The sequence below is a fragment of the Pedobacter sp. BAL39 genome (genome assembly GCF_000170795.1).
GTDB lineage: Bacteria > Bacteroidota > Bacteroidia > Sphingobacteriales > Sphingobacteriaceae > Pedobacter.
Genome location: NZ_ABCM01000004.1, coordinates 256,638 through 279,524, shown reverse-complemented (window position 1 = coordinate 279,524; position 22,887 = coordinate 256,638). Strand labels below are relative to the sequence as shown.

Here is a 22,887-nt window from a genome sequence, read left to right as displayed (position 1 = left end):
GATGAGCCGCCCGGGCACACCTATGTTAATGGTATAATTTTTATACATTTGTTTAGGTCTGTTTGCGCGATGGGGCCTGAATTTTTTCGAGGAGCTCAAAGCCCTTTTCGCGGGTTTAACGTTGATATGATCAGAAATTTTATTGATGTCATCCAGGCCGGGCCAGTAGTGTTACAAGCACTTCTGGCTTTTTTTATGGACAACGGTGAGTAGCTATTTAATCACTGTGATCCTCCTTCCTTCGACTTTAAAGTGTACCTTATTGGTCAGCTCAAGCTTCTTCAGTACCTGTGATACGTTCGACAGGCGTGGCACGCGTCCGCCGAAGTCATCCTCAGGCATAGGACCTTCGAAAACTACTTCCACATTGTACCAGCGCGCAATCTTGCGCATCACAGCTTCAATAGGCTCATTTTCAAAGATGATATACCCATCTCTCCAGCCCATTGTTTCTTCAATATTGGCTACATTGATGCTGATGGAATTTCCCTTTACCACGGCCTGCTCTCCGGGCTGCAGTACCTTGCCGCCGATAGCTACGGAGCCTTCCAGCAGTGTTGTTTTGCTTAGTGCCTCATCAGGATAACTGCTGATGTTGAAGTGCGTGCCCAACACCTTCACCTGCTGACCTGCTACGCTGACTGTAAATGGTCTGCTGTGGTCTTTCGCCACCTCAAAATAAGCTTCCCCGGTCAGGCTTAGCTCCCGCTTCCGCAATCCGGCGAAGCTGGTAGGGAACCTGATGCTTGTAGCCGAATTGAGCCATATCCTGGTGCCGTCCTGCAGCTTGATCTGGTATTGTTCACCTTTCGTGGTACTCAGTGTATTGTATTGCAACGCTGTCCCCGGTGTAGTAGGAAGGAGTTCATAGGTCAACTGGCCACCTGCACTCTTGGTAATCGTTACGCCCGACTGCCTGGCAACATCACCGTTGGCGGCTGCCGACAGGCTGATCTTCCTTCCATCGCTTAAGGTCAGCGTGGCCCCCTCCGTTCCGGGAGCGATGTCTTCTTTTGTGTTTTCAATACGTGCAGACTCCAGCTGCGGCTGCTGATCCCTGCCAATGAGGTAAAGGCCGGTGAAGAGCGCTATGAACAGCGCTGCTGCTACTGCAATCCTGCGCCATATCCTGAGAGGCTGCGGAAATTGCTCGTTTTCAATTTTTGTCCATACCTCATCCACAGCCTCCTTTCTTGGAATCATGCCCAGCACATTACTGCCGGGCTCCTGGTAAAAGATGTACCAGCTTTCCAGAAAGGCGATTTCTTCCGCATCGGCATCGCCTTGTTTGTATTTTTCCAGTAAGCTATTGATTTCTACTTCTGTCATGCTGGATTTTTCCATTTTTTATCGGGTAAGGATCTGCTTCAATGAGGTTAAGACAAGATGTGGCATCTAAGGAGGTAGATTTATTTTAAATTTAATTTCTTTTTCTCAGAATCAGTGTGCTTGCCCCCAATAAAGCGATCAATCCAGGCAGCAAACCTATAAAAATAAGCTTCAGGCTTGATATCTGTCGTTTGTTCAGAAGGATGTCGTCATCAGAAGGCGCGGGCCTGCTCGTATCGATCGGGAATTCGCCCTTGCTGAACCACTTGAAAAGGCTCATTGTAAAGGAGAGGTTCATTCCCCGGGCATGCTTAAGCTCTGCATTGTCCATAAAGTCCGCATCGCCGGCTATGAAAATCCGTTGTGCTTTACCGTTGACTGTTCTGCTGAGCGCCATGGCCGTAGGGAATGCTCCCTTTCGGTCGCCTGCAGCAGGCAGGTAGGACAGCTCTGTTGTTGTCAGGTCTACCGCACTGTTTGTATTCCAGCCGGCTGCTGGGCTGATCAGCAAGGTGTCGGCTTGAAAACCATAAGCAGGGTCATAACTCATCGCCGCCGCACCGGGCATCGCTACAGCACCCCCGCCGGGACCTGCGGTTGCCATAATCAGATCCGGCGCATTGTCCTTGGTGGGCATGACCAGCATTCCCGTTTGTAGCTGGATGCCTATTGAACGAAGGATCGGGTTCAGGATGTCCTGCCTGCCGGGTTCCCCGGTTATCAGCATGTCACCGCCCTTGTCCAGGTATGTTTTGATCTGCTGCTGTTCAGCAGCGCCAAGTGCAGTTGCGGGGTCGGCCAGGACCAGCACAAAGGGTGGCGATGGTAGTGCTTCCTTGCTCAGGTCTACCTCCGACACGTCGAAACCCTGGTTGACCAACGCTTTTCTCGCTTTTTTCATTGTCGTCATCAACTGATAGTTGCGATCGCCGGTCTTGACAATGCTACGCTCATGGTGCCCGTTGATGAACACTACTCTCGTCGGATTAACCAACAGTCGCTTGATTGCGGCGCTGATCTCCGCTTCCGACGGCGAAGGGTCCATCTCATTGTATAACCTCAGCATGCTCGTCCGCCCCTGATATTCCAGCACCCTTACCAGGCTGTTGTCCTCGGGTTTAAGGTTGATGCGTTTCCGTATCTCCGCAGGCGGCATAAAGTCGCCCAGGTCTAACCCCATGTTCTCTGCTACCTTTTCTGCAATCTGCGGAATGGTGAGCCCGGTAAGGTCTCCCTGGTAAATCATATTGTTATTTTCCTTCAGGTCGGTGATGTCATAATAATATACGTAATTCAGTTCCAGTCCTGGAATAAACCTCCTGAAACCATCAAACCTGGAAAGGTCTAAATTCCTCGATGCAGGTAATCCGGTATATACATGCTGATCCAGCAGGTTCACATAGGTCGTCATACGCAATGGCCCTTTGATCTGTTTTGCAATGGCCTGACTGTTTGGGGTCAGTGTACGGGTTTTGTGTTGTGTCGCATCCAGGTAACAGATGAACTGCGGCCGTGAACTGACGTATACGCCTAACAATACGGTACAGATGGCCATCGTATAAACACCAAGCTGAAAGCTCCAATGTTTGGCAGTTCTGCTGGCGCGCAACCGAAGGATGCTCAGGCACAGAAACAAACCAATGATAAGAACAAAATACAGGATATCCTTGCTGTTCAGCAGTCCCTTCAGCATGTCATCGGCCCGGCCGGAGAGCGATAGGTAATAGGTGAGGTCACGTATAAAGTCGATGTCCTGTCCCACACCGCCAATATATTGTAGCATTGCAAATACAGCCAGCGTGCTGATGGCAGCTACCACCTGGTAGGAGCTCAGGCTGGACATAAACAAGCCGATAGCTGCATAGGTGCAGGTGAGCAGGAACAACCCCGTAAGTCCAGAGAGGATGAGTCCGGTGTCAGCGTCTTTAATGATGGCCAGCCCGGCAAGGGAATAGGAACCCAGCACAACCATCAGCAGGAAGCCATAGGTCATGATGGCCAGGTATTTACCGAAGATGATGGAGCGGATTTTTACTGGTGAGGACAGCAGCAGTTTGATGGAGCCACTGCTGATCTCCCGGCTCATAAGGCCCATAGTGAGCAGGGGGATATATAGGTAGATGTTCTGCAGCGTCTGATCGAACAGTCCATTGGTGCCGGGAAACATCGCAAAGGTAAGGTCGTTCACCGGATTACCCATGGCCATTGCTTCCTGATAGCCGCCAAACATTCCGAAAAAACGGGTGCCACTTTGTATGATGAAAATGATCAATACCAGCCATGCTACTGGTGAGTAAAATAAAATGCTGAGTTCCAGCTTTGCTATTTTTAAGGTCTTTCTCATAATGGTCGTTGCGGGCTTTTGTGGTTGGAGAGCTGGGCAAAGATTTCGTCCAGCGAACTTTTCTCCAGCATGATTTCGGTCAGCTCCCATTTGAACATGATGCTGGCCTCGATGATTTCTTTTGATATGGTGGCAGATGCCCCGAAGTGCAGCCTGAAACCGCCGTCATTGAGCAACTCCGCATTGGTAATTCCAGGAAGGGCGGCCAGCATGTCAATTGCCGGAGGCCTGTCCATATATACCAGCATTGAGTTCGGTAGGATGTAGTTGTTGAAAGCCTCCATCGTGTCCGCAAACACAATTCTGCCGCCCTCAATCATCCTGATGTCCTTACAGGTCGCCTGCACCTCCGAGAGGATATGCGTGGAAAAGATAATGGAGCGCTCCTCGGCAATCTCCCTGATCAGCTTCCGCACCTCAAGGATCTGGTTGGGATCCAGCCCGTTTGTAGGCTCATCAAGCACCACCAGCTTTGGCTGGTGGATGATCGCCTGCGCAATGCCTACCCGCTGTTTGTATCCGCCGGAGAGGTTGCTCAGCAGCCGCCTGCTGAAATGGGCAATGCCACAACGTTCCTTGACGGCCGCAACAGCGTACTTTATTTCCCTGGGGGCGATGTCACGGATATTGGCGCAGTAGGTCAGGTACTCATCTACGGTCAGGTCGAGGTGTAACGGTGCATTCTGTGGAAGGAAACCGAGCATTCGCTTAGCCTTTTCCGGCTCCTCACGAAGACTGATACCGTCGATAAACACATTCCCTTCGGTCTGGTTGAGCACCCCGCAGAGGATGTTCATGGTCGTCGATTTCCCGGCACCGTTGGAGCCCAGCAGCCCTAGGATCCCCCGGGGGCCAATCTCAAAACTGATGTCCCTGATCGCCCAGTCTTTGCTGTAGCGGTGGGACAGCTTTTCTATTCTTACAATGTTAGTGTCCAAAATTCTTTCCTTTTGTGGTTCTTAACTGATTTGCGCAGCAGGACGCAAACGTCAGGATCATGACCTGAAGAGATAAGACAGCCATGCGCCATGGTGGAGGTAGAAGAATTTAAAATTTTTTAATAGAAAAGTAACATCATGAGGAAAAGTGGGAGCCCCAGCTTCTTGCGCAGGGTCTTCAACGCATAAGTCATTTGTTTTTTTACCGTCTGCTCTGTGGTACCCATCAACTCGGCAATTTGCCTATGACTTAAGTTCTGCTTGCGACTCAGCTCGAAAACTTCACGCATCCGTGGCGGCAGCTCAGAAATCTCTTTCTCTATGGCCGACCTAAGCTGATTTTCACGAACCCGGTGGTCGGTCACCACACTGTCCTGAAGCGTAGAAAACTGTTTTATGGAATCGATATATTTTGTCTTTACCTGCTTCCTGGCCATCATGTTCAGGATGTGGTTGCGCACACAGGTGTACAGATATCCGGAGAGGTTGCTACCCACTTCTATATGCTCGCGCTTCGTCCATAACGTGGTGAAAACTTCCTGTATCGTGTCCTTCGCATCTTCCTCATTTAAGGTTTTGTTCCATGCATGGTGATGCAGTACGTACTTGTAGCGCTGGTAGATTTCTGCAAAAGCAGTCCTGTTACCAGACTTCAGTAAGCCGACCAGCTCTGCATCTGTAAAGTCACCGTAATCGGTCATCTTTCATCCCCCATGTGTTTTCATTCCCCAATGTAAATTAAAGGATTTTTTAACAATAGTAAAATTAATGATAACTATTCATAGATCCAGAGCAATATGTTTTTCTCGCCGCTGCGGATGAGGGTGTCTATTTTTCGCATGGTATCATCTGCCACCACTGGGCAGCCTGCGCTGACGTTGAAAAGTGTGGAGGGATAGATCTCTTTTGCCGAAACAGGGCTGTAGGAGTGGAGAACAATGATCCTACGGAAAGCATTGCTGTTGCTGCGCTCCAGACCGTGCATCTTATAGTGAACATGGATACCCCAATTGCTGTAGGCCCTTTTACCAAGTTTATATTTACCCAGTGAGCTGCAGTTACTGCCAACGGCATTGCTGTAAACGGGCTTCATGGCTGTGCTCCCGCCTCCTATACCGTGGGCACATAGACCCGAGGCAATGACCTTCCGCTGCTTCATATCGTAAACGAAAAGCCTGTTTTTTCCGGAATGTATGCTCATGTCCACGAAGATGCAGAATGAGGTGTTCAGCCCATTTGATTTGCAATACGCTATGGCAGCAGTCAATTTTTCTAATGAAGGTTCCTTTTCCGCTGCGAACGTCCTGTTTGCAATGCCCGGACTGAAGCAAAGCAAGACATGTAGCAGGAGCAGCGCTGCGATTAATTTCTTGGTCATCTGGTCGGTTGGTCTGAAGATCTACTGGTTTTAAAGATAGGAAATGAGACGGTCAGATTGTAACCTTTCGGTTTAGAATTCCCCCGGAATGGAAATTATGCTTATGTTTAGAACATTCAATCCACAACATTGTTTTTTCCTAAAAATCACTTATGTTCTATAAAAAACTTTCCATTTCCCTGCTTTTATTCTTTGTGTTTACTGCTGCCTGGGCACAAATCCCGGATACGGTATCCATCAACCTGGAAAATGTTAAATATGCTTATCCTGTTAAATATTTTCCGGTCCATACTGAAGGACAGGACCTGAGAATGGCCTATATGGATGTACGGCCAACTCAGATGAATAACGGAAGGACAGTGATCCTTTTCCATGGTAAGAATTTTGGTGGTTACTATTGGACAGAAGTTATTAAGGCGCTGACCAGTCGCGGATTCAGGGTGATTGTTCCCGATCAGATAGGGTTCGGTAAATCTTCCAAGGCGTTTATCCATTACAGCTTCCACCAGATGGCGCGTTGGAACAAGGCCCTGCTCGATACATTGGGGATTGCTAAAGCCAATGTTCTTGGACATTCCATGGGCGGAATGCTTGCGATGCGCTTCGCCTTGATGTATCCGCAAACTACAGAAAAGCTGCTGCTCGAAAACCCGATCGGCCTTGAAGATTACCGCAATTTTGTACCCTACGTCACTACGGAAGAACAATACAAAACGGAGCTGAAAGCAACGGCAGAGAGCACGAAAAACTACTATAAAAGCTCCTACTTCACCGTTTGGAAGCCTGAATATGATGATCTGGTAAAAATTGCGGGTGGCGTTACCAACAGTGCTGATTTTCCGAGATGGGCAAAGGTCGCAGCCATGACCTTCAGCATGATTTATGAGCAGCCCGTGGTCCATGAATTTGTCAACATCCGTGTACCTACCGTACTCTTTATTGGCAAAGAAGATAAAACCATTGTGGGTAAAGGCCTGCTCAGTCCGGATCAGCAGGCCCTATATGGAAAATACCGTTTTCTTGGTAAACAAACTGCGGCCAAGATCCCCGGTGCTAAAATCATAGAATTTGAAGGCTGTGGTCATATCCCGCATGTCGAGGTTACTACAGAATTTACAGTCGCCCTTCTAGGCGCGCTATAAATTCTTCTCTGCAGGATCCTGCATAAATATTGATGATAAGCCGGAATAAAGCTGAGGATGTTTCTCCTTAAACTGTTCCGGCTTTTCAAAAAAGTATTCTGATACCACGGCAAAAAATTCAGCCTCATTCGTGATGGCATAGGGGTTAATGTCCGACTTTCCCTTTTCAATCCGCTGCATCTCGGCATGGATCATCTGCAGCCAGGGAAGTGTATACTCATGTTTCATCAGGTTTTCAGGAACGCCATCTGTGGCGCCGTCCGACTTATCCAAAAGGTGTACAAACTCATGTATTGCGGTATTTTCTTTGTCGGCCTTGTTGGAAAAACCCTGCTGCAGTGCAGCGCGCGACAATACCATCTGCCCATTCATGAAACCTGTGCCCACCATGCCAAGGATACTCCGATCTCCACCCTCAAACTGAAAGTCTTTATTGAAAGTGTCCGGGTACAGCACCACGGTACTCAGGTTGCGGTACTTCCAGTCCGGGAAGCCAAATACTGGAATGATCGCACTCGAGGCGACCAGCAATTTATCCAGCACGGTAATTTCTGTACCTACTCCCTCCAGCCTAACGTCGCTGAGGAAGGCAACTACCTTCTGTTCAAAGCGTAGCTTGCCCTCATCAGTTAGTTCCTGGTAGTAATGTACATGGTCAAACAGCAACTTTCTGTCAAACTCACTGAGGTTAACATAATTGTGGCTGTTGTCTTTTCTGAAGATGAAATAGAGCACCAACAGAAAAATCGGAATCAGGATAAAAAAAGACTCCATCATCAGGCTTCTAAGATGGCCAGTTGTGCAAGTACCTGTGCTTCCGTAACCGGGAATGCTGCATCATTGACCAGACTTTGGTATACCGCTTCGAATAAAGGCAGATAGTTACCTTCCAACGATGGGACTTCCCATGTGGTCTTATGACCCTCAACATCAATCAGCGTTAACTTTCCTGCTGATCCTTCTGGCTCAATGCCATATCCTTCGTCGCCTGGCTTCATCCCTTTCAGCAGTTGTTCTTCCTGTGAATCGGCCCTGACTTTCTGCAGGGAGCCATTGGTGCCATTGATTACAAAAGCAGGCAAGGGATCTACCACCATCATATTCGCGTGGACAAATACATTCAGGCTATCAGCATATTGAAGGTGAATGGAGAAGTAGTCATCCACCTGTGTGCCTATGCGGTTTTTGCCCAATATCTTGTGAAAGGACAGTGGTTCGCCAAAATAACTGATGGCCTGATCCAGAAGGTGTGGCCCCAGGTCATACATCAATCCGCTCGCAGCCATTGGCGTCTCTTTGAAAGACTTCGGACCAATGGTAGAACGGTACCGGTCGTAGCGGAAATGCACTTCGCTTAATTTGCCGAGCTTCCCGCTATCGAGCACCTCACAAACGGCCCTGTAGTCGCTGTCCCAACGGCGGTTTTGGTAAAAGAAAATCTGCTTTCCAACAGATTTTGCCAGGGCAAACAATTGTAAGGCTTCCGCAGAAGTTGCCGTGAAAGGCTTTTCAACAAGGATATGTTTTCCGGCGGTAAGTGCCAGCTTTGCGTAATCGTAATGCGTATAATTGGGCGTGTTAATCACGACCAGCTCTATAGCTGCGTCAGCAAGTAAGGCTTCTACGCTATCATAGCTCAGGACAGCGGGGTAGTCTGATGCTGCATTTTTATGGTTGCGCTCTACTACTGCATGCAGTTTAAAGCCTGCATGTGCAGCAACAAATGGGGCATGAAATACTTTTCCTGACATTCCGTAGGCCAGCAGACCTGTTATAATTTCTCTACTCATGGGCATCGTTTTAGGTAATATGGCTAAAATAGCAATTCAAGGTCAATAACGCTTTAATAAATTGTCATAAAGCACATCGGGCCTATTTTCGTATCTTTGCGGCTATGAAACCTGCGGAAATACATGCGAAATGGAAAGTTTTGCAACAGAAAATAGCTACGGAATTTGATTCTGATCTGCCTGATTTAAAAGTCATGCTCTTCCTGATCGGTGTGCAGGAACTGGGAAAGGGACCTGGCAAATACAGCAAAAGACAAAAAGAAGAGCTGATGCACATCGCTACCTGCCGCCTCCTCAGTGAAATGGGTTTCTACGAACTGGAAGGCCTCGACCAAGACGGATGGCCGCACTGGAAACTCATCAAACCCGTCCCTTCATTTGCCATGATGGAACAGGAACTGCTGCTGAAGTCGCTTGTCCTGACTTACTTCGCTGATATCTACGAAACCGGAGAGTAACAGGGTTTTGGCGAGATATAGATTTCTATTCTTCGCCAAAACCCAAATATTGATGCATTAAAAAACCCGAAGTACATGGTACGACGGGTTTTCGTTTTATATAGGTAGATGTATGTGTCTTTGTTATTTTCCTTGTTGCTGTGCTTCTTTTTTCAGCTGATCGTTAGCAACAATTACAACTTCAACCCTGCGGTTTGCAGCTCTTCCAGCTTCAGTAGAGTTGTCATCAATTGGCTCAGAGAAACCTTTTCCAACAGTGATCAGACGTGAAGAAGGTACACCTTGTGAAACTGCATATGCTTTAACAGCTGCAGCTCTTCTTTCTGAAAGACCCATGTTGTAAGTCTCAGTACCTTTGTTATCAGTATGGCCAATTACTTTGATATCTGTTCCCGGATATTGGTTCAACGAACCTGCAAGTGATTTAACATTTGTTTTTGCCTGAGCAGTAAGGTCCGCTTTATCAAAACCGAACAGGATTCCGCTATCAAATTTAACAATGATACCCTCACCCTCACGGATCACTTCAGCATTCGGGATCGCATTCTGGATCTCTGCAGCTTGTTTGTCCATTCTTTTTCCGATGAAACCACCGGCAGTACCACCTACAGCAGCACCAATGATAGCTCCAACAGCAGTGTTACCCGCTTTTTTGCCTATAATAGCGCCAATCACACCACCTGTAGCAGCTCCAATTCCAGCGCCTTTTTGTGTTTTTGTTAAACTATCGCATCCCTGAAAGGCCATGCTTCCAATGGCTAATGCGATGCTAAATGTTGCTATTTTAAATCTCGAAGTAATCATAATCGTATATTTTGTTTTACTGTGACCATTAATCAAACGCAATGCCAATCTTAACGTTTTGTAAAATTATTGTGTCATTTCAATCCATTGATGGGGAATTGTCATCCGCCGCATCGGGGTCATCACCAAAACTGACAAAAATACTGACTATAATAGTATACAAGGCTTTTTTTACTCCGAAAAGTAGGCTTCCAGTTCTTGCAACGTGTTCTCATTGGTCTGAAGATCTTTGATTATCAGTCCTTTCTCCAGCAAAATAATCCTGTCACATACGTCTGTCACGTGGTTCAGATCGTGACTGGAGATGAGTGTCGTCATGTTCCGTTCCTGCTTCAGGTTTTTCACCATTCCCTTTAGCCGGATCTGCGTTGTCGGATCCAGGTTTGCAAAAGGCTCATCCAGGATCAGCAGCTCCGGCTGCTGCATCAGGCCGGCCGCAATGCCCACCTTGTTCTGGTTGCCCTTCGAGAAATCACGGATGTACTTGCCGCGGCCCAGGATTTCGCCATTGAAGAACTCGGTATATTGCTTCAGGTATTCCTGTACATCGGCTACACTCATCTGATGAAGGCTGCCGATAAATACAAAATACTCCTCAGCAGTAAGGTAATCGATAAGAAAGCCCTCATCAAGGTAAGAGGCGGTATAGTCCTTCCAGTGGTCATTTCCGGCCACATCGGTGCCTTTCGACAATACCTGTCCTTCTGTAGGGCGGATCAGGTCGAGCAGCATACGGAAAAGTGTCGTTTTGCCGGCTCCATTGTTGCCTACGAGACCAACGGTTTCCCCTGTATGGATTTGCAGCGCTTCAATATTGACTACTGTCCTGTCTGCATAAGTCTTTTTTAAGTTTGAGATTTCTAACATCATGATTTTTCTCTAAAGCCTTCGGCAATAATATATCTTCTTTTGTTCAACTCTTTATAAAGGAAACTGATCCAGAACTCCCGCATCAGCAAGGAGATGATCCCCAGTGCGCCCAGTACGATCAACCCGATGTAGGGATGGCCGAGGAATGCAAAAGGACCGAAGATCAGGTAAGGCAGTAAAAAATAAGGGAGGCCCAATACCCACTGACTGGCACCAACACCCTGAAAATTAAAGGTCGCCGTTTTCGTCAGGTCAATCGACCGGGCATTGCGTGTGGCAAAGTAAAGCACAATCACCGTCCCAAGTCCGAGATTATAGAGGTAGGCCGCAAACTGGATCACAAGAATCTTCCAGCTGATCAGCCCATAAAGGCTCACGATTACCGTCACTACGGTCGACAGTAAGGTAAACAGCAGGAACTTCGCTTTAATAAATTTGCGGAAGTCAACCTTGTTCACCAGGAGCCCGTCAAAGTGAGCAGACTGCCAGCCAAACATGAACTGGCCATAAATGCTGATCGAGCTGCCTGTCATGAAGATCGCTGCGAAGAGCATCATTCCCAGGTTATCCTGGTCAAGAAAGGGCTTTTTATAAAAGAGGAAGCCATAGAAGACAAAGATCAGACCCATCATCATAGATGAACGGGTACGTTTGTGCCGCAGGATCAGCTTCAGTTCCAGTGCCACCAGGGTACCAATCTCCCCGAAACGATCCAGAAATGGATAGTCTGTACTTGTTTTTTTTGCTTCCGCTTTACTGAGCTCCTCGGTATAAAGGTTCTGTCGCAGGTATCTGGAATTGTTAATGTAGGCGGCGATGGCTGCTAAAGGAAAAACCAGCGCCAACAGCGGCTGTGCTGCAACATGCTCAAACAGCACATTGGAGCCTGCGGCAATGGAGAAAACCTGCAGATATTCCATTATACCCAGCAGCGAGATCAGCGCCAGCAATATCGGAATGACCTTCAGGTTGGAGATACTGAGGCGCTTGAGGTACAATGCCAGGTAATTGTTGAAAATGGCAAGAGAAAGGATTGATACCACATACATCAGGGCTGCGAAAGGTCCGTAGACATCTGCAATGGCAGTACAGCAAAAAGGCAGGAACAGGAATAAAGGAAGGATGTTGAATGCACTGAACAGCGACCGGATGTTCAGGAAATTTACCAGCTTGCGCCGCTTGATATTGAGGTGAAGGTAAGGGACGATCGATAGGGTAGGCAATTCCTGAAGCTGCATCCTCATGATGAAGTCCAGCGCAAAATAATACAGGATAAAACCATTGAAGACTTCATAAACATCTTTCTTTGGTAAAAACTTGCCGATCAATGGCTCCAGGCCGATCCCGATAAAAAAGGCGACCGCAAGAAAATATAGAATAAAGATGCCCATGAAGATCTGTGCGGCAATACTTCCCGTTTTATTCTTTGATCGCCAGAAGGCCTTCCACTGGTGGTCCAAAAAGGTTGTCAGCATAGTTAATAGTTATATTTATCTTTCCAGTTTTGTTTTAGTTTCTCCCTCAGTTTTTCCTCCGCCGGGTTCTTTCCGGGGTCATATAGTTTTGTGCCGCTCAGGACATCAGGAAAATACTCCTGTGGGGAGAAGTTCCCTTCGTACCCATGCGAATACTGATAATCTTTTCCATAACCGATGTTCTTCATGAGCTTCGTCGGGGCGTTTCTGATAAGTAATGGGACTGGCAAATTGCCCGTTTGTTTCACCAGTGCCTGCGCTTTATTTATGGCTTCATAACTGGCATTGCTTTTTGGCGAGGAGGCCATGTAGGTGACCGCCTGCGAAAGGATGATCCTCGACTCCGGATAACCGATTACGTTGACCGCCTGAAAGCAGTTATTGGCAAGCAGCAAGGCATTCGGGTTAGCGTTGCCGATGTCTTCCGATGCGAGGATCAGCAGCCTGCGGGCGATAAACAGGGGATCTTCACCTCCTTCGATCATCCTGGCGAGCCAATAGACAGCGGCATTGGGATCGCTGCCGCGGATGGATTTTATAAAAGCGGAAATGATGTCGTAATGTTGCTCCCCGGCTTTATCGTATAAAGCCAGGTTCTGCTGTGCATGCTCCAGCACATTTTTGTTGGTCAGCACAATCTTGTCGCCGCCAATGCCATTGATCGCAATCTCCAGCACGTTGAGGAGCTTCCTGCCATCACCGCCGGACAGCCTGATCAGGGCCTCATGCTCCTTAATGGTGATCTTCTTGGTCTTCAGCACCACATCTTTTTTAATAGCAGTTTGCAGCAGACCCGATAACTCTCCTTCATCCAATGCTTTGAGGATGTAGACCTGACAGCGTGAGAGCAAAGCGGAGATCACTTCAAAAGAAGGATTTTCTGTGGTGGCACCGATGAGCGTCACCAGGCCTCGTTCTACGGCACCCAGGAGGCTGTCCTGCTGAGATTTGCTGAAGCGGTGGATCTCATCAATAAAAAGAATAGGAAGACCCATCAGGCTGTCTTTCAACAGAGCGGCACGGTCAATAACGTCCCTGATGTCTTTCACACCAGAGTTGATGGCGCTAAGGTTAAAAAAAGGACGGTCTAGTGTTTGTGATATGATATAGGCGAGGGTAGTTTTTCCGACACCAGGAGGTCCCCAGAAGATCATGGAAGGCAGCTGTTTGCTTTGCAGGGCCTTGCGTAGTACGGCATCAGGACCTACAATATGTTGCTGACCTACATATTCATCCAGGCTTTGAGGGCGCATGCGTTCTGCTAAAGGGGGAAGATTCTGCATATAAGTAAAGATAAGATATTAGAACAGAAAATCCTTGTTGTAATATCTTATCTCTGGCAGAACAACGCTTATGCGGAGCCCGCAGGTTTACTTTTTTTCTTCCAGAACTTGCGTTGCTGCGGCTTGCGGGGCTTACGATCTGCGGAGGTTTCTTCTTTGATCGAGGACTGGTCTGGTGCCTGACCCAAATGCTCCGGAAGAGGCATCCTGTCGATCTGGCGTTCAATCAGCTTCTCGATGTTGGCAAACTTACGTTTGTCCTTATCGTTCACCAGGGTGATGGCCGTTCCTGTCGTGGCAGCCCTCGCCGTACGGCCGATCCTGTGGATGTAATCTTCAGGGTCATGAGGAACATCATAGTTGATCACCAGGCTAATGCCTTCTACATCAATACCCCTGGAGAGTACATCTGTCCCGATCAATACCGGCACACGTTTATTTTTGAACTCCAGTAAGATGGCCTCACGCTCTTTTTGCCCCAGGTCCGAATGGAAAGCTTCTGCTTTAAAGCCCAGGCCACGGAATACCTTGCCCAGGTTTTTCACTTTTTCCTTGGTAGAGGCAAAGATGAGGATGCTTGGGAAGTCCACATTTTTCATGAGCTCCGTCAGCAGTTTCACCTTCTGCGAATCATGTACGATGTAGGCTTGCTGATTGATTCCTGCGGCAGGTTTAGAGATGGCGATGCTGATTTGTTCAGGGTTGCTGAGCAAGGTGCTGGCCAGCTTTCTGATCTTTGGCGGCATGGTTGCCGAGAACAACACCGTCTGTCTTTCCTTCGGCAGGAAGCTGACAATGCGCATGATGTCATCATAAAAGCCCATGTCCAGCATTCTGTCGGCCTCATCCAATACCAGGTGCTGCAGCTGATCCAGCTTCAGGGCCCCTGAGGAAAGGTGAGAGATCAAACGGCCTGGTGTGGCGATGATGATGTCTACGCCATCGCGCATGGAGCGCTTTTGCTGCTCATAAGCAATGCCGTCGCCGCCGCCATATACCGTTAAGGAACTGATGTTGGTAAAATAAGATAACGCTTCCACCTGCAGGTCTATCTGCTGTGCCAGTTCCCTGGTAGGGGCAAGGATCAATGTATTGTTATGACGTATTTCCGTTCCTGTGATCATATTCATGATCGGTAAAAGGTAGGCGCCGGTTTTTCCTGTTCCCGTCTGGGCACAGGCGATTAAGTCTTTCTTGCTTAAGATCAGGGGGATGGCCTCCTGCTGGATGGGCGTAGCATTACGAAAGCCCATTGCTAATAAACCCTCAAACAGTTCAGGGTTAAAGTTAAATTCTTGAAAATCCAATATACTTCTTGTGATTTGTTATTACTCTATAAAAGTAACCTTTATTTTATTAGTTATGAAGTGCTAACGAACTTATATACTGATTATTTGTTTTTGTCCGCGTAGCCGAACACCTTTTGCAACAGGGTGGTAGAGCGCGCTCCGATGTTGTCGCGGATCTTCAGTTCCTCCTGTGCGACCTGGTAAAACATCCCGTCGATGGCTTTTTCCGCAACATAAGCTGACAAGTCTGTGGATACCGGTTTTACCAGTGGGATCTTGTTGTATTGCGCTGCGGCATCACCCCAGTATTTTGTCGCGCCCACTTTACTCAAACTGTTAGTAATCACCGGACTGAATTTTTGCATCAGCTGCGATGTGGTTACCCTTTTAAAATATTGTGTGGCCGCATCTTTATTTCCCAGGAGGATGTTGGTGGCATCAGCAATGGTCATCTGTTTGATGGCCGCCAGGAAAATCGGCTTTGCCTCTTTCGCGGCATCTTCTGCCGCCCTGTTCAGGCTGGTCACTACATTGTCTGCCAATGAGTTCAGACCCACACTGCGCAAGGTTTTCTCCACCTTCTGTGCTTCTGGTGGAAAAAGGATCTTCACGGCTGCATTGCCCAGGAAGCCATCTTTTGCTGACAGCAGGTCTGCGCCATGTGAGGTGCCCAGCTCCAGTGCCTGCTTGATGCCTAAGCCAATTTCTGTGGTAGTTGGATTACCCCCCGCAGGAATCTGTTTAAGGATGTTTCCCAACTTCGACTGACTTTGAACATCACAGCTGCTCAGGCTGACCACACATAGGGCGATAAAATAAATGCTAATCTTTTTCATTGAAATCTTTTGAATCCTCAATACTAAGCAAATCTTTCGCCAATAGCTTCGTCGACCTGACTAATTTTAAGAATTCTGAACGATATCCTTCTTTATCTTTGTCCATGGCATTGGTGGCAAGGTTAATTACCTGAGCAAAAGAGGCATCCTGCTTAAAGTCAGACTGGCACAGGAGCATGCCAAATTCAGCCACGGCGGCGGCGAACCTGAAGTTGCTGCTGCTGCCTGAAAGGGAAACCGGGGAGTCCATCACCGCTTCCTGCAATAATTTACTCTTTTTTCCATCGGGATCCTTGTACCTCATCTTCACGGTCAGCAATTCCGGACTGCCATTGCTACCTGCGGAGACTTTATTTTGCTGGTACTTCAAGGGATCTACGCTGGCAGAAAAGGTACTTTGGACACCTACAGGAATGACCTCGTAGAGTGCAGTAACGGTATGTCCGGAGCCGAGCTCTCCAGCATCTTTCAAGTCATCGTTGAAGTCCTTATCTTCCAATAGTCTGTTTTCATACCCGATCAGGCGGTAGGCCTGTACTTTTGCAGGATTGAATTCTACCTGTAACTTGACATCCTTAGCAATGGTAAACAGGGTGCCACCAAATTCATTCACCAAGACCTTCCGCGCCTCGTTGATGTTGTCGATATAGGCATAATTGCCATTGCCCTTGTCGGCCAGCACTTCCATCTTGCTGTCCTTCAGGTTGCCCATGCCGAAGCCGAGCACCGTGAGGAACACGCCGCTTTTGCGTTTTTCCTCGATCAGCTTTTCCATGTCCTCATCGCTGGAGGCGCCGACATTAAAATCGCCGTCTGTGGCAAGGATCACTCTGTTGTTTCCACCTTTGATGTAATTTTTGGCGGCCACCTCATAAGCCAGTCTGATGCCTGCACCACCAGCAGTAGAACCACCTGCAGACAACTTGTTTAGTGCATCCTTGATGGTCGTCTTCTGATCCCCGCTGGTAGAGGGCAATACCAGACCTGAATTGCCTGCATATACCACGATCGCTACGCGGTCGGTCTTTCTCAGCTGATCGGTGAGCAGCTTGAAGGAGGAGACGAGCAGGGGCAGTTTGTTGCTGTCGTTCATTGATCCGGAGACGTCAATCAGGAAGACAAGGTTGGACGACGGAAGTTTTGCGGTACTGATGGTTTTTCCCTGCAAGCCGATCTGTACCAGTTTGTGTTTTTTGTTCCAGGGGGCTGCAGCAATTTCCGTGATGATGTTCACCGGATCATCTCCCGCAGGCTGCGGATAGTCGTAGTCAAAATAGTTGATCATTTCCTCAATCCTCACCGCATCTTTCTCAGGCAGCCCTCCATTGTTGATCATGCGGCGCACGTTGGAATAGGAGGCTGCGTCTACATCTATAGAAAATGTAGATAGCGGATCTTTCAGGGGATCATGAAATCTATTCTCATTAATGCCGGCATAACTTTCAGTTTCCTGTGGACGATAGACGATGTTTTTGTGGACGAAAGAGCCACGTGATGGTGCCATTACCATTACAGAGCCGGTGGTTTCCATCCGCTTCTGTGCAGCGTGACCTACGACTGCCACTTCATTTAATGCTTGCTGTGATTGTTCCATAGCGGCATTGACCACTGTTTTCTTGCCGATGGGCAGGTTCAGTGTTTCAAAACCAATAGAGGAAAAGGTAAGTACAGATACCTGGGCCTGGACGCGGATGCTGTATCGTCCTTTGCCGTCCGTTGTTACCCCTGTTTTTGTCCCTTTTGCGCGGACAGCTACACCTGGGAGGACTGCTCCTGTATTTTTATCGGTCACCGTTCCGGTGATGGTACGTGCCGTGTCTGCTGTAAAGCCGAAAGCAATCAGGGCTATAAAAAGGGATAACAATAGCTTTTTCATAATTTCTGGTTTTCAGGAATGATGTCAGCTTTGGAGAATTTCCATATAATATTCAGAAAATATTTTTATACTTGAGCGAATTATACGATTGAACCACATTGAAGTTTATAAAGAACAACGCCCGTATAGCCGAAAGTGATGATGCTTCTTTGATTGCGCAGTATAAAAGCAGCGGTGATCTGGAAGTGCTGGGCCTGTTGTACAACAAATACATGCACCTGGTATTCGGGGTATGCCTCAACTACCTGAAGGATGAAGAGCAAAGCAAGGATGCGGTCATGCAGATCTTCGAAGAGCTGATCAAAAAACTCCGTGTGCATGAGGTGCAGAATTTCAAAAGCTGGCTGCATGTGCTTACGAGGAACCACTGCCTGATGGCACTCCGCAAGGACGCTAAAAATACCACCATCTCCATCGAAGATACTTTTGTGGAAAACACAGATTTTGTGCATCTTGATATGGATGATACAAAGGAAAAGAAACTGACAGTGATGGAGAAGTGTATGGAAACACTTCCTGAGGAGCAGCGCATTAGTGTGGACCTGTTCTATTTGCAGGAGAAGTGTTATAAGGAAGTGGCAGACATTACGGGTTATGACATGCTGAAAGTGAAGAGCTATATCCAGAATGGGAAGCGGAACCTGAAAATTTGTATAGAAAGGAATAGCAGTGAATAACGACTGGTTAGATATCAATGTATTAGAGGATTACCTCGATGGGAAGCTGGACGCCAAAACCATGAACAGGGTAGAGCGCGAAGCGCTGGAAGACCCTTTTGTGGCGGAAGCACTGGCAGGCCTCAGTGCTGCTCCTAAACGTGCGTTAAGCAACCTGTCCCTGCTGCAGAAACAGCTGCAGGAGCGCGTAGCTGAAGAGCAGGTGGCGAAGAAGGGAAGGGTGATTACCTGGCAGCGACTGAGTATTGCTGCCACGGCGGCAGTGTTGTTTATTGCGGTGAGCATCATCTTCTGGATGAAAGATACGGCCAACCGCAAACAGCAGCTTGCCGGACAAGCTAAACAGGTCGATGTGAACATCGCGCCAAAGTTAGAACAAGATACGCTCGACGCATTGCCCTCCGATCCAATGCTGGCTAAAGTATTGCCAAAGTCTGATGTGATTAAAAGCCCATCGGCCGAGGCTGTGGTCGATGAGGCCGTTATGGACATGCGCGAAAACGCTTATGCAGCCAATATGCAAAGGAATGCTCCTGTTACTGTGGCGGATTCCGTAAGTCCACAGCTGAATGAAGCGGAAATCAGAGGATACAGTGCATTGAAAAAACAGGCGATTACCGCTGCGGCCACACGCATTGCCGATAGTGAAAGTTCAATACCTCTAAAGGCCAATTTAAATGGCAAGGTGCTCGACGAAGAGACCGGAGAGCCAATGCAGGGGGTTATGGTCAACCTGGCTGGTACAAACCAAGGGGTGACGACCAATCAAAAAGGAGAATTTCACCTTGCTGCTCCGGAGCTGCTTGCTTCATCAAAAATAGTCGCTACTGCTATCGGATATAAAAATCAGGAAGCTCCGGTTGTACTTGGTGAAACCATGGAAATCAGGATGAAAGGAGATGCGCAGAGTCTCAGTGAAGTGGTCGTGGTTAAGTCCAATAGCAAGGCAAAGGATACGACTGTTGTCGGGGCTTTAAATGGCCGTGTTGCTGGTGTAACTGTCCGTAGCCGTGCAAAGGAAATGATCTCCAATCCTGTAGGGGGCTGGGCCAAATGGGAAAGTTACCTCAAAGCAAACAATGGATTAAAAGAGCAAAAAAGCTCAGACGCTCAGGTAGGATTGACTTTTGTTGTTGATGCAAAGGGACAGCCTTCCGATGTTCAGGTTCAGAAAAGTGTGGATGCGGAGCATGACACAGAAGCTAAGCGCCTGTTGCGGAATGGCCCTAAATGGAGTCAGCCGAAAGTTCAGGGCAGCAGGATGACGGTGTACATTTCTTTTTAAAGAGCTTACTCAGACTGCCATATAAAGAATTGTGTTAAAGAGATCTGATCAATATGATAGAAGCTAAAGGCATTGTGCAAGTTAATGACCAGCATTACAACAATCAGAATTACGGCGGTTACAATTCGTGCGGTCTTATTCATGATTTCTGATATTTATTTTTCAAAGCGTTGTAATCGGGTCTTTTTCTGATCTCCATTCGAAGTTCCTTTTTTAGTGTCCCTAATCCGGATAAAGCGCTAGCTCTTGCAGAAAGCGGGATCCTTCTTCTGACGCCAGCTAAAAAAATAATCAATCAACAGGAGAGAGATACTACCGTGCCAGGGTTTACAGGTACGAAGTGCCCATGAATAGTAATACTATTATTATGAAGATATTTATATTTAGAACCGCCATAGTTATGGCTTTCTTGGCAATGATTACTTCTTCGTCATACTCGCAGGACAAAGGGAGCATTGATGAAAAAAAATTCAATGCTCATGTGAAAAACTGTCTAAAACTGGATTATATTTTCAAGGACAGTATTCAGATCTATGCATTTAATTTTAAGATTGATATAGTTCGTACAGATAACCGAAAGAATACCGTGGTTAAAGTAACGGCTAATGACAGTCTTGCTTATCAGATGTTCCCTAAATATAAAGGACTGCTAACATCTGATTGTAGTTTCATGCGTACGGGTAATAAGAAGTTTAGTATTATCATACCAATTCTTGTATTTTATAAAAATCATATCGACCAACCATTAATTGACATGAATGCGGCGCTCAATGCTGCCCAATCACTTTATTCGCCGAAAAAATACAACAATCAAATTGATAGCAAATTGCCATTTGGATATGTATTCAATGTTATCCACAAATTACATGCTAAAAACGGTAGCCCAACGGACTTGATATTTCTTCCATTGAGAACTATCGAGATTCTTAATATACCTAAGAAAACGCAAGCAGAAAATTAAATGGTCTTATCCCCGTTTAGAGTTTCCAATAAAGGATCAAGGTGATCGTCAATGTTATGGTTCTCCCCGAGAATCTCGACAATTTTTCCATCTGAAACCATGTTCCTGCAAGGGAGAAAAGAAAAAAGCGTCTGATATTGAATTTTCCATTAACAACAGCGCGCTCCGCAGCTGGTACTACCAGAAACTGAGCCCCTTTAGCTCTTTTTACCAAACAGGAATGGTCCCATTGAGGTTGCAGTACCGTTCTAGATTGTCGACCTGACTTATTGATGTGTTGCAAGCGCCAGATTTTTGCCGACTCTACCCATTAATGCAAAAAGGTGCTGGAATCATCTTTTCAGACTCCAGCACCTTCAAATCATGTAACTATGTAATTTCAGACCGGGGTCTGCTATATCTTCAATTAAAAGAACAGGTGAATAACCCCATAAACAATACCAGCCAATGTAGCCGATACAGGGATCGTAAGTACCCATGCCCACAGCAAGCTCACTGTCACACCCCAGCGTACAGCAGAAACCCTTTTCAGCAGTCCCACACCGACGATAGATCCCGTAATGGTATGTGTTGTTGATACAGGTATACCGAAGTGTTCAGTGATACCTAAGGTTACCGCACCTGCAGTCTCTGCAGCTACACCCTCGAAGGCATTTACTTTAGTAATCTTAGATCCCATAGTTTTTACAATCTTCCAGCCACCACTCATGGTACCCAGGCCGATAGCTGCATAACAGGAGATTGGAACCCACTCTGGCATTGCATCACCCGTTTTAAGCACGTTTGAAGCCACCATGGCTACATAGATGATCCCCATAACCTTTTGCGCATCATTACCACCGTGGGTAAAGCTCAAGGCTGCGGAAGAAAGCAACTGTAGTCTTTTAAACCATTTCTCAGCTACGGATGGACGTGCATTTTTGGAAATGTGCAGGATAATGATGGAAATGATCACGGAAATGATCATACCGATCACCGGAGCCAGCACAATGAAGGCTACGACTTTCAGGATAGGAGCAAGGTTGATCGCCGACATGATGCCTGCGCCCAGCGTCGCTGCCTTCGCCATACCAGCACCCGCAAAACCGCCAATCAGCGTATGTGAAGAGCTGGAAGGAATACCGAACCACCAGGTGAATAAGTTCCAGGTGATCGCAGCAATTAGACCGGCAAGAATCACTTCAAGCGTAATGAAGTTTTCTACCACCGTCTTCGCGATGGTGTTGGCTACTTTATGATCTGTAAAATAGAAATATGCAGCGAAGTTAAAGAGAGCGGCCCATAATACGGCCTGAAAAGGCGACAATACTTTGGTAGATACAATAGTCGCAATTGAATTCGCTGCATCATGAAAGCCATTAATATAATCGAAGGCAATTGCAAGGACAATTACAACAACCAATAAGGTAGTTACCATTTTTTAAAGGTTTAAGCGTTCTTTACCAAGATAGATTCCAACACGTTGGCTGCATCTTCACATTTATCTGTAGCCATTTCAAGCGTTTGAAGGACTTCTTTTTGTTTGATCAGCTCAATAGCATTAGTCTCAAATTCAAACAAACGGGCAATGGCCAGGTTAGTTACATAGTCAGCCTGATTCTCGCCGCTGTTGATCCTTACACAGGCATCAGCAATGACACGGATATTTTTAAAGCTGCGTAATTCTTTGATCGCTTTTTCCAAATCTGTACACATCTCTACCAGCAGCTCTGCCAGTTTCACCATGGCATCACCGATGTTCACAATGTTGTACAATTCGATATTACTTGCTGAAGCATGGATGTAATCTGCAATGTCATCTACAGCACTTGCCAGTGCGTGTATGTCCTCACGGTCAAAAGGAGTGATAAAGTTTTTGCTAAGTTCCAGGAAAATGGAGTGGGTAATGTCATCACCAACATGCTCTAAGCGCTCTACTTCTTTGATGTATTCTTTTCTTTTTTCAAGATCCGTTGCCGTAAGGGCAAGCAGAAGGGCTTTAGAAATGTTTAATGCATTGCTGCCGGCCTGCTCAAATAGAGGTTGGAACTTTTTGTCCTTAGGAGTAAAGAAATTAAAAATGCTATTCATCTTTATGTTTATATTTTGCTTTAATTTTTGGATGAATACCGCCTGAGGCAAAGACCATCCGCTCTATAAAATATGATACAAA

The 22,887-nt window shown here is 47.0% G+C and carries 22 protein-coding genes; 5 read left to right on the top strand and 17 right to left on the bottom strand.

What is annotated here, in order from left to right; genetic code table 11:
- Positions 1-213 precede the first annotated feature (213 nt).
- The 5 genes from PBAL39_RS07610 to PBAL39_RS07590 all read right to left on the bottom strand — a co-directional run bounded on the left by PBAL39_RS07610 (position 214) and on the right by PBAL39_RS07590 (position 5,989).
- Complete coding sequence (locus PBAL39_RS07610; RefSeq protein WP_008240039.1) at positions 214-1,344, bottom strand: FecR family protein; 1,131 nt, start codon at positions 1,342-1,344, stop codon at positions 214-216.
- Positions 1,345-1,420: 76 nt separating this feature from the next.
- Positions 1,421-3,673, bottom strand: a complete 2,253-nt coding sequence (locus PBAL39_RS07605; protein ID WP_008240038.1) for a Gldg family protein — start codon at positions 3,671-3,673, stop codon at positions 1,421-1,423.
- Positions 3,670-4,611: an ABC transporter ATP-binding protein gene (locus tag PBAL39_RS07600; protein ID WP_008240036.1), complete on the bottom strand. Its 942-nt coding sequence runs from the start codon at positions 4,609-4,611 to the stop codon at positions 3,670-3,672. The genes PBAL39_RS07605 and PBAL39_RS07600 overlap by 4 nt, the downstream gene beginning before the upstream one ends.
- 119 nt (positions 4,612-4,730) lie before the next feature.
- On the bottom strand, positions 4,731-5,312 hold the full coding sequence (locus PBAL39_RS07595; protein WP_008240025.1) for an RNA polymerase sigma factor: 582 nt from the start codon (positions 5,310-5,312) through the stop codon (positions 4,731-4,733).
- 74 nt (positions 5,313-5,386) lie between these two features.
- Positions 5,387-5,989: a murein L,D-transpeptidase catalytic domain-containing protein gene (locus tag PBAL39_RS07590; RefSeq protein WP_083801718.1), complete on the bottom strand. Its 603-nt coding sequence runs from the start codon at positions 5,987-5,989 to the stop codon at positions 5,387-5,389.
- 152 nt (positions 5,990-6,141) lie between these two features.
- Between PBAL39_RS07590 and PBAL39_RS07585 the strand changes: the two genes are divergently transcribed.
- Positions 6,142-7,131 (top strand): alpha/beta fold hydrolase, encoded by a 990-nt coding sequence (locus PBAL39_RS07585; RefSeq protein ID WP_008240022.1) that lies wholly within the window; start codon positions 6,142-6,144, stop codon positions 7,129-7,131.
- Here the strand turns inward: PBAL39_RS07585 and PBAL39_RS07580 are convergent.
- Together PBAL39_RS07580 and PBAL39_RS07575 are read right to left on the bottom strand one after the other, a co-directional pair.
- Positions 7,126-7,908 carry a zinc-dependent peptidase gene (locus PBAL39_RS07580; RefSeq protein ID WP_008240021.1) on the bottom strand — a complete coding sequence of 261 codons (783 nt, stop codon included), beginning with the start codon at positions 7,906-7,908 and terminating at the stop codon, positions 7,126-7,128. The genes PBAL39_RS07585 and PBAL39_RS07580 overlap by 6 nt on opposite strands.
- The gene (locus PBAL39_RS07575) at positions 7,908-8,927 is read right to left on the bottom strand and encodes a Gfo/Idh/MocA family oxidoreductase (protein ID WP_008240020.1); all 1,020 of its coding nucleotides are present in this window, start codon (positions 8,925-8,927) and stop codon (positions 7,908-7,910) included. The genes PBAL39_RS07580 and PBAL39_RS07575 overlap by 1 nt, the downstream gene beginning before the upstream one ends.
- A 98-nt stretch (positions 8,928-9,025) precedes the next feature.
- Here PBAL39_RS07575 and PBAL39_RS07570 point away from each other — a divergent pair, with 98 nt between their 5' ends.
- Entirely contained in the window at positions 9,026-9,379 is a 354-nt protein-coding gene (locus tag PBAL39_RS07570) for a hypothetical protein (protein WP_008240018.1), read from the top strand.
- A 123-nt stretch (positions 9,380-9,502) separates the two neighbouring features.
- Here PBAL39_RS07570 and PBAL39_RS07565 read toward each other — a convergent pair whose 3' ends face one another.
- The 7 genes from PBAL39_RS07565 to PBAL39_RS07535 all read right to left on the bottom strand — a co-directional run bounded on the left by PBAL39_RS07565 (position 9,503) and on the right by PBAL39_RS07535 (position 17,812).
- On the bottom strand, positions 9,503-10,183 hold the full coding sequence (locus tag PBAL39_RS07565) for an OmpA family protein (RefSeq protein ID WP_008240016.1): 681 nt from the start codon (positions 10,181-10,183) through the stop codon (positions 9,503-9,505).
- A 171-nt stretch (positions 10,184-10,354) separates the two neighbouring features.
- The gene (locus PBAL39_RS07560) at positions 10,355-11,053 is read right to left on the bottom strand and encodes an ABC transporter ATP-binding protein (RefSeq protein ID WP_008240013.1); all 699 of its coding nucleotides are present in this window, start codon (positions 11,051-11,053) and stop codon (positions 10,355-10,357) included.
- Complete coding sequence (locus tag PBAL39_RS07555) at positions 11,050-12,528, bottom strand: DUF5687 family protein (protein WP_008240011.1); 1,479 nt, start codon at positions 12,526-12,528, stop codon at positions 11,050-11,052. Before PBAL39_RS07555 ends, PBAL39_RS07560 begins: the two co-directional genes overlap by 4 nt.
- A gap of 2 nt (positions 12,529-12,530) precedes the next feature.
- Positions 12,531-13,811 carry a replication-associated recombination protein A gene (locus PBAL39_RS07550; RefSeq protein WP_008240010.1) on the bottom strand — a complete coding sequence of 427 codons (1,281 nt, stop codon included), beginning with the start codon at positions 13,809-13,811 and terminating at the stop codon, positions 12,531-12,533.
- A gap of 68 nt (positions 13,812-13,879) precedes the next feature.
- Positions 13,880-15,118: a DEAD/DEAH box helicase gene (locus tag PBAL39_RS07545; RefSeq protein ID WP_008240003.1), complete on the bottom strand. Its 1,239-nt coding sequence runs from the start codon at positions 15,116-15,118 to the stop codon at positions 13,880-13,882.
- 83 nt (positions 15,119-15,201) lie between these two features.
- On the bottom strand, positions 15,202-15,936 hold the full coding sequence (locus PBAL39_RS07540) for a DUF4197 domain-containing protein (protein ID WP_008240001.1): 735 nt from the start codon (positions 15,934-15,936) through the stop codon (positions 15,202-15,204).
- Complete coding sequence (locus tag PBAL39_RS07535; RefSeq protein ID WP_008239994.1) at positions 15,923-17,812, bottom strand: VWA domain-containing protein; 1,890 nt, start codon at positions 17,810-17,812, stop codon at positions 15,923-15,925. Before PBAL39_RS07535 ends, PBAL39_RS07540 begins: the two co-directional genes overlap by 14 nt.
- 98 nt (positions 17,813-17,910) lie before the next feature.
- Between PBAL39_RS07535 and PBAL39_RS07530 the strand changes: the two genes are divergently transcribed.
- Together PBAL39_RS07530 and PBAL39_RS07525 are read left to right on the top strand one after the other, a co-directional pair.
- Entirely contained in the window at positions 17,911-18,489 is a 579-nt protein-coding gene (locus tag PBAL39_RS07530; RefSeq protein WP_008239993.1) for an RNA polymerase sigma factor, read from the top strand.
- Entirely contained in the window at positions 18,482-19,774 is a 1,293-nt protein-coding gene (locus PBAL39_RS07525; protein ID WP_008239992.1) for a carboxypeptidase-like regulatory domain-containing protein, read from the top strand. Before PBAL39_RS07530 ends, PBAL39_RS07525 begins: the two co-directional genes overlap by 8 nt.
- A 5-nt stretch (positions 19,775-19,779) precedes the next feature.
- Here the strand turns inward: PBAL39_RS07525 and PBAL39_RS25285 are convergent, their stop codons facing one another.
- Positions 19,780-19,917 carry a hypothetical protein gene (locus PBAL39_RS25285; protein ID WP_157273940.1) on the bottom strand — a complete coding sequence of 46 codons (138 nt, stop codon included), beginning with the start codon at positions 19,915-19,917 and terminating at the stop codon, positions 19,780-19,782.
- Positions 19,918-20,141: 224 nt separating this feature from the next.
- On the opposite strand from PBAL39_RS25285, the gene PBAL39_RS07520 reads away from it, so the two are divergent.
- Positions 20,142-20,735: a hypothetical protein gene (locus tag PBAL39_RS07520; protein WP_157273939.1), complete on the top strand. Its 594-nt coding sequence runs from the start codon at positions 20,142-20,144 to the stop codon at positions 20,733-20,735.
- Positions 20,736-21,141: 406 nt separating this feature from the next.
- On the opposite strand, the gene PBAL39_RS07515 is transcribed toward PBAL39_RS07520, so the two are convergent.
- Together PBAL39_RS07515 and PBAL39_RS07510 are read right to left on the bottom strand one after the other, a co-directional pair.
- The gene (locus tag PBAL39_RS07515) at positions 21,142-22,152 is read right to left on the bottom strand and encodes an inorganic phosphate transporter (RefSeq protein ID WP_008239989.1); all 1,011 of its coding nucleotides are present in this window, start codon (positions 22,150-22,152) and stop codon (positions 21,142-21,144) included.
- Between the two features lie 11 nt (positions 22,153-22,163).
- Positions 22,164-22,805, bottom strand: a complete 642-nt coding sequence (locus tag PBAL39_RS07510) for a DUF47 domain-containing protein (RefSeq protein WP_198139789.1) — start codon at positions 22,803-22,805, stop codon at positions 22,164-22,166.
- Positions 22,806-22,887: the final 82 nt, after the last annotated feature.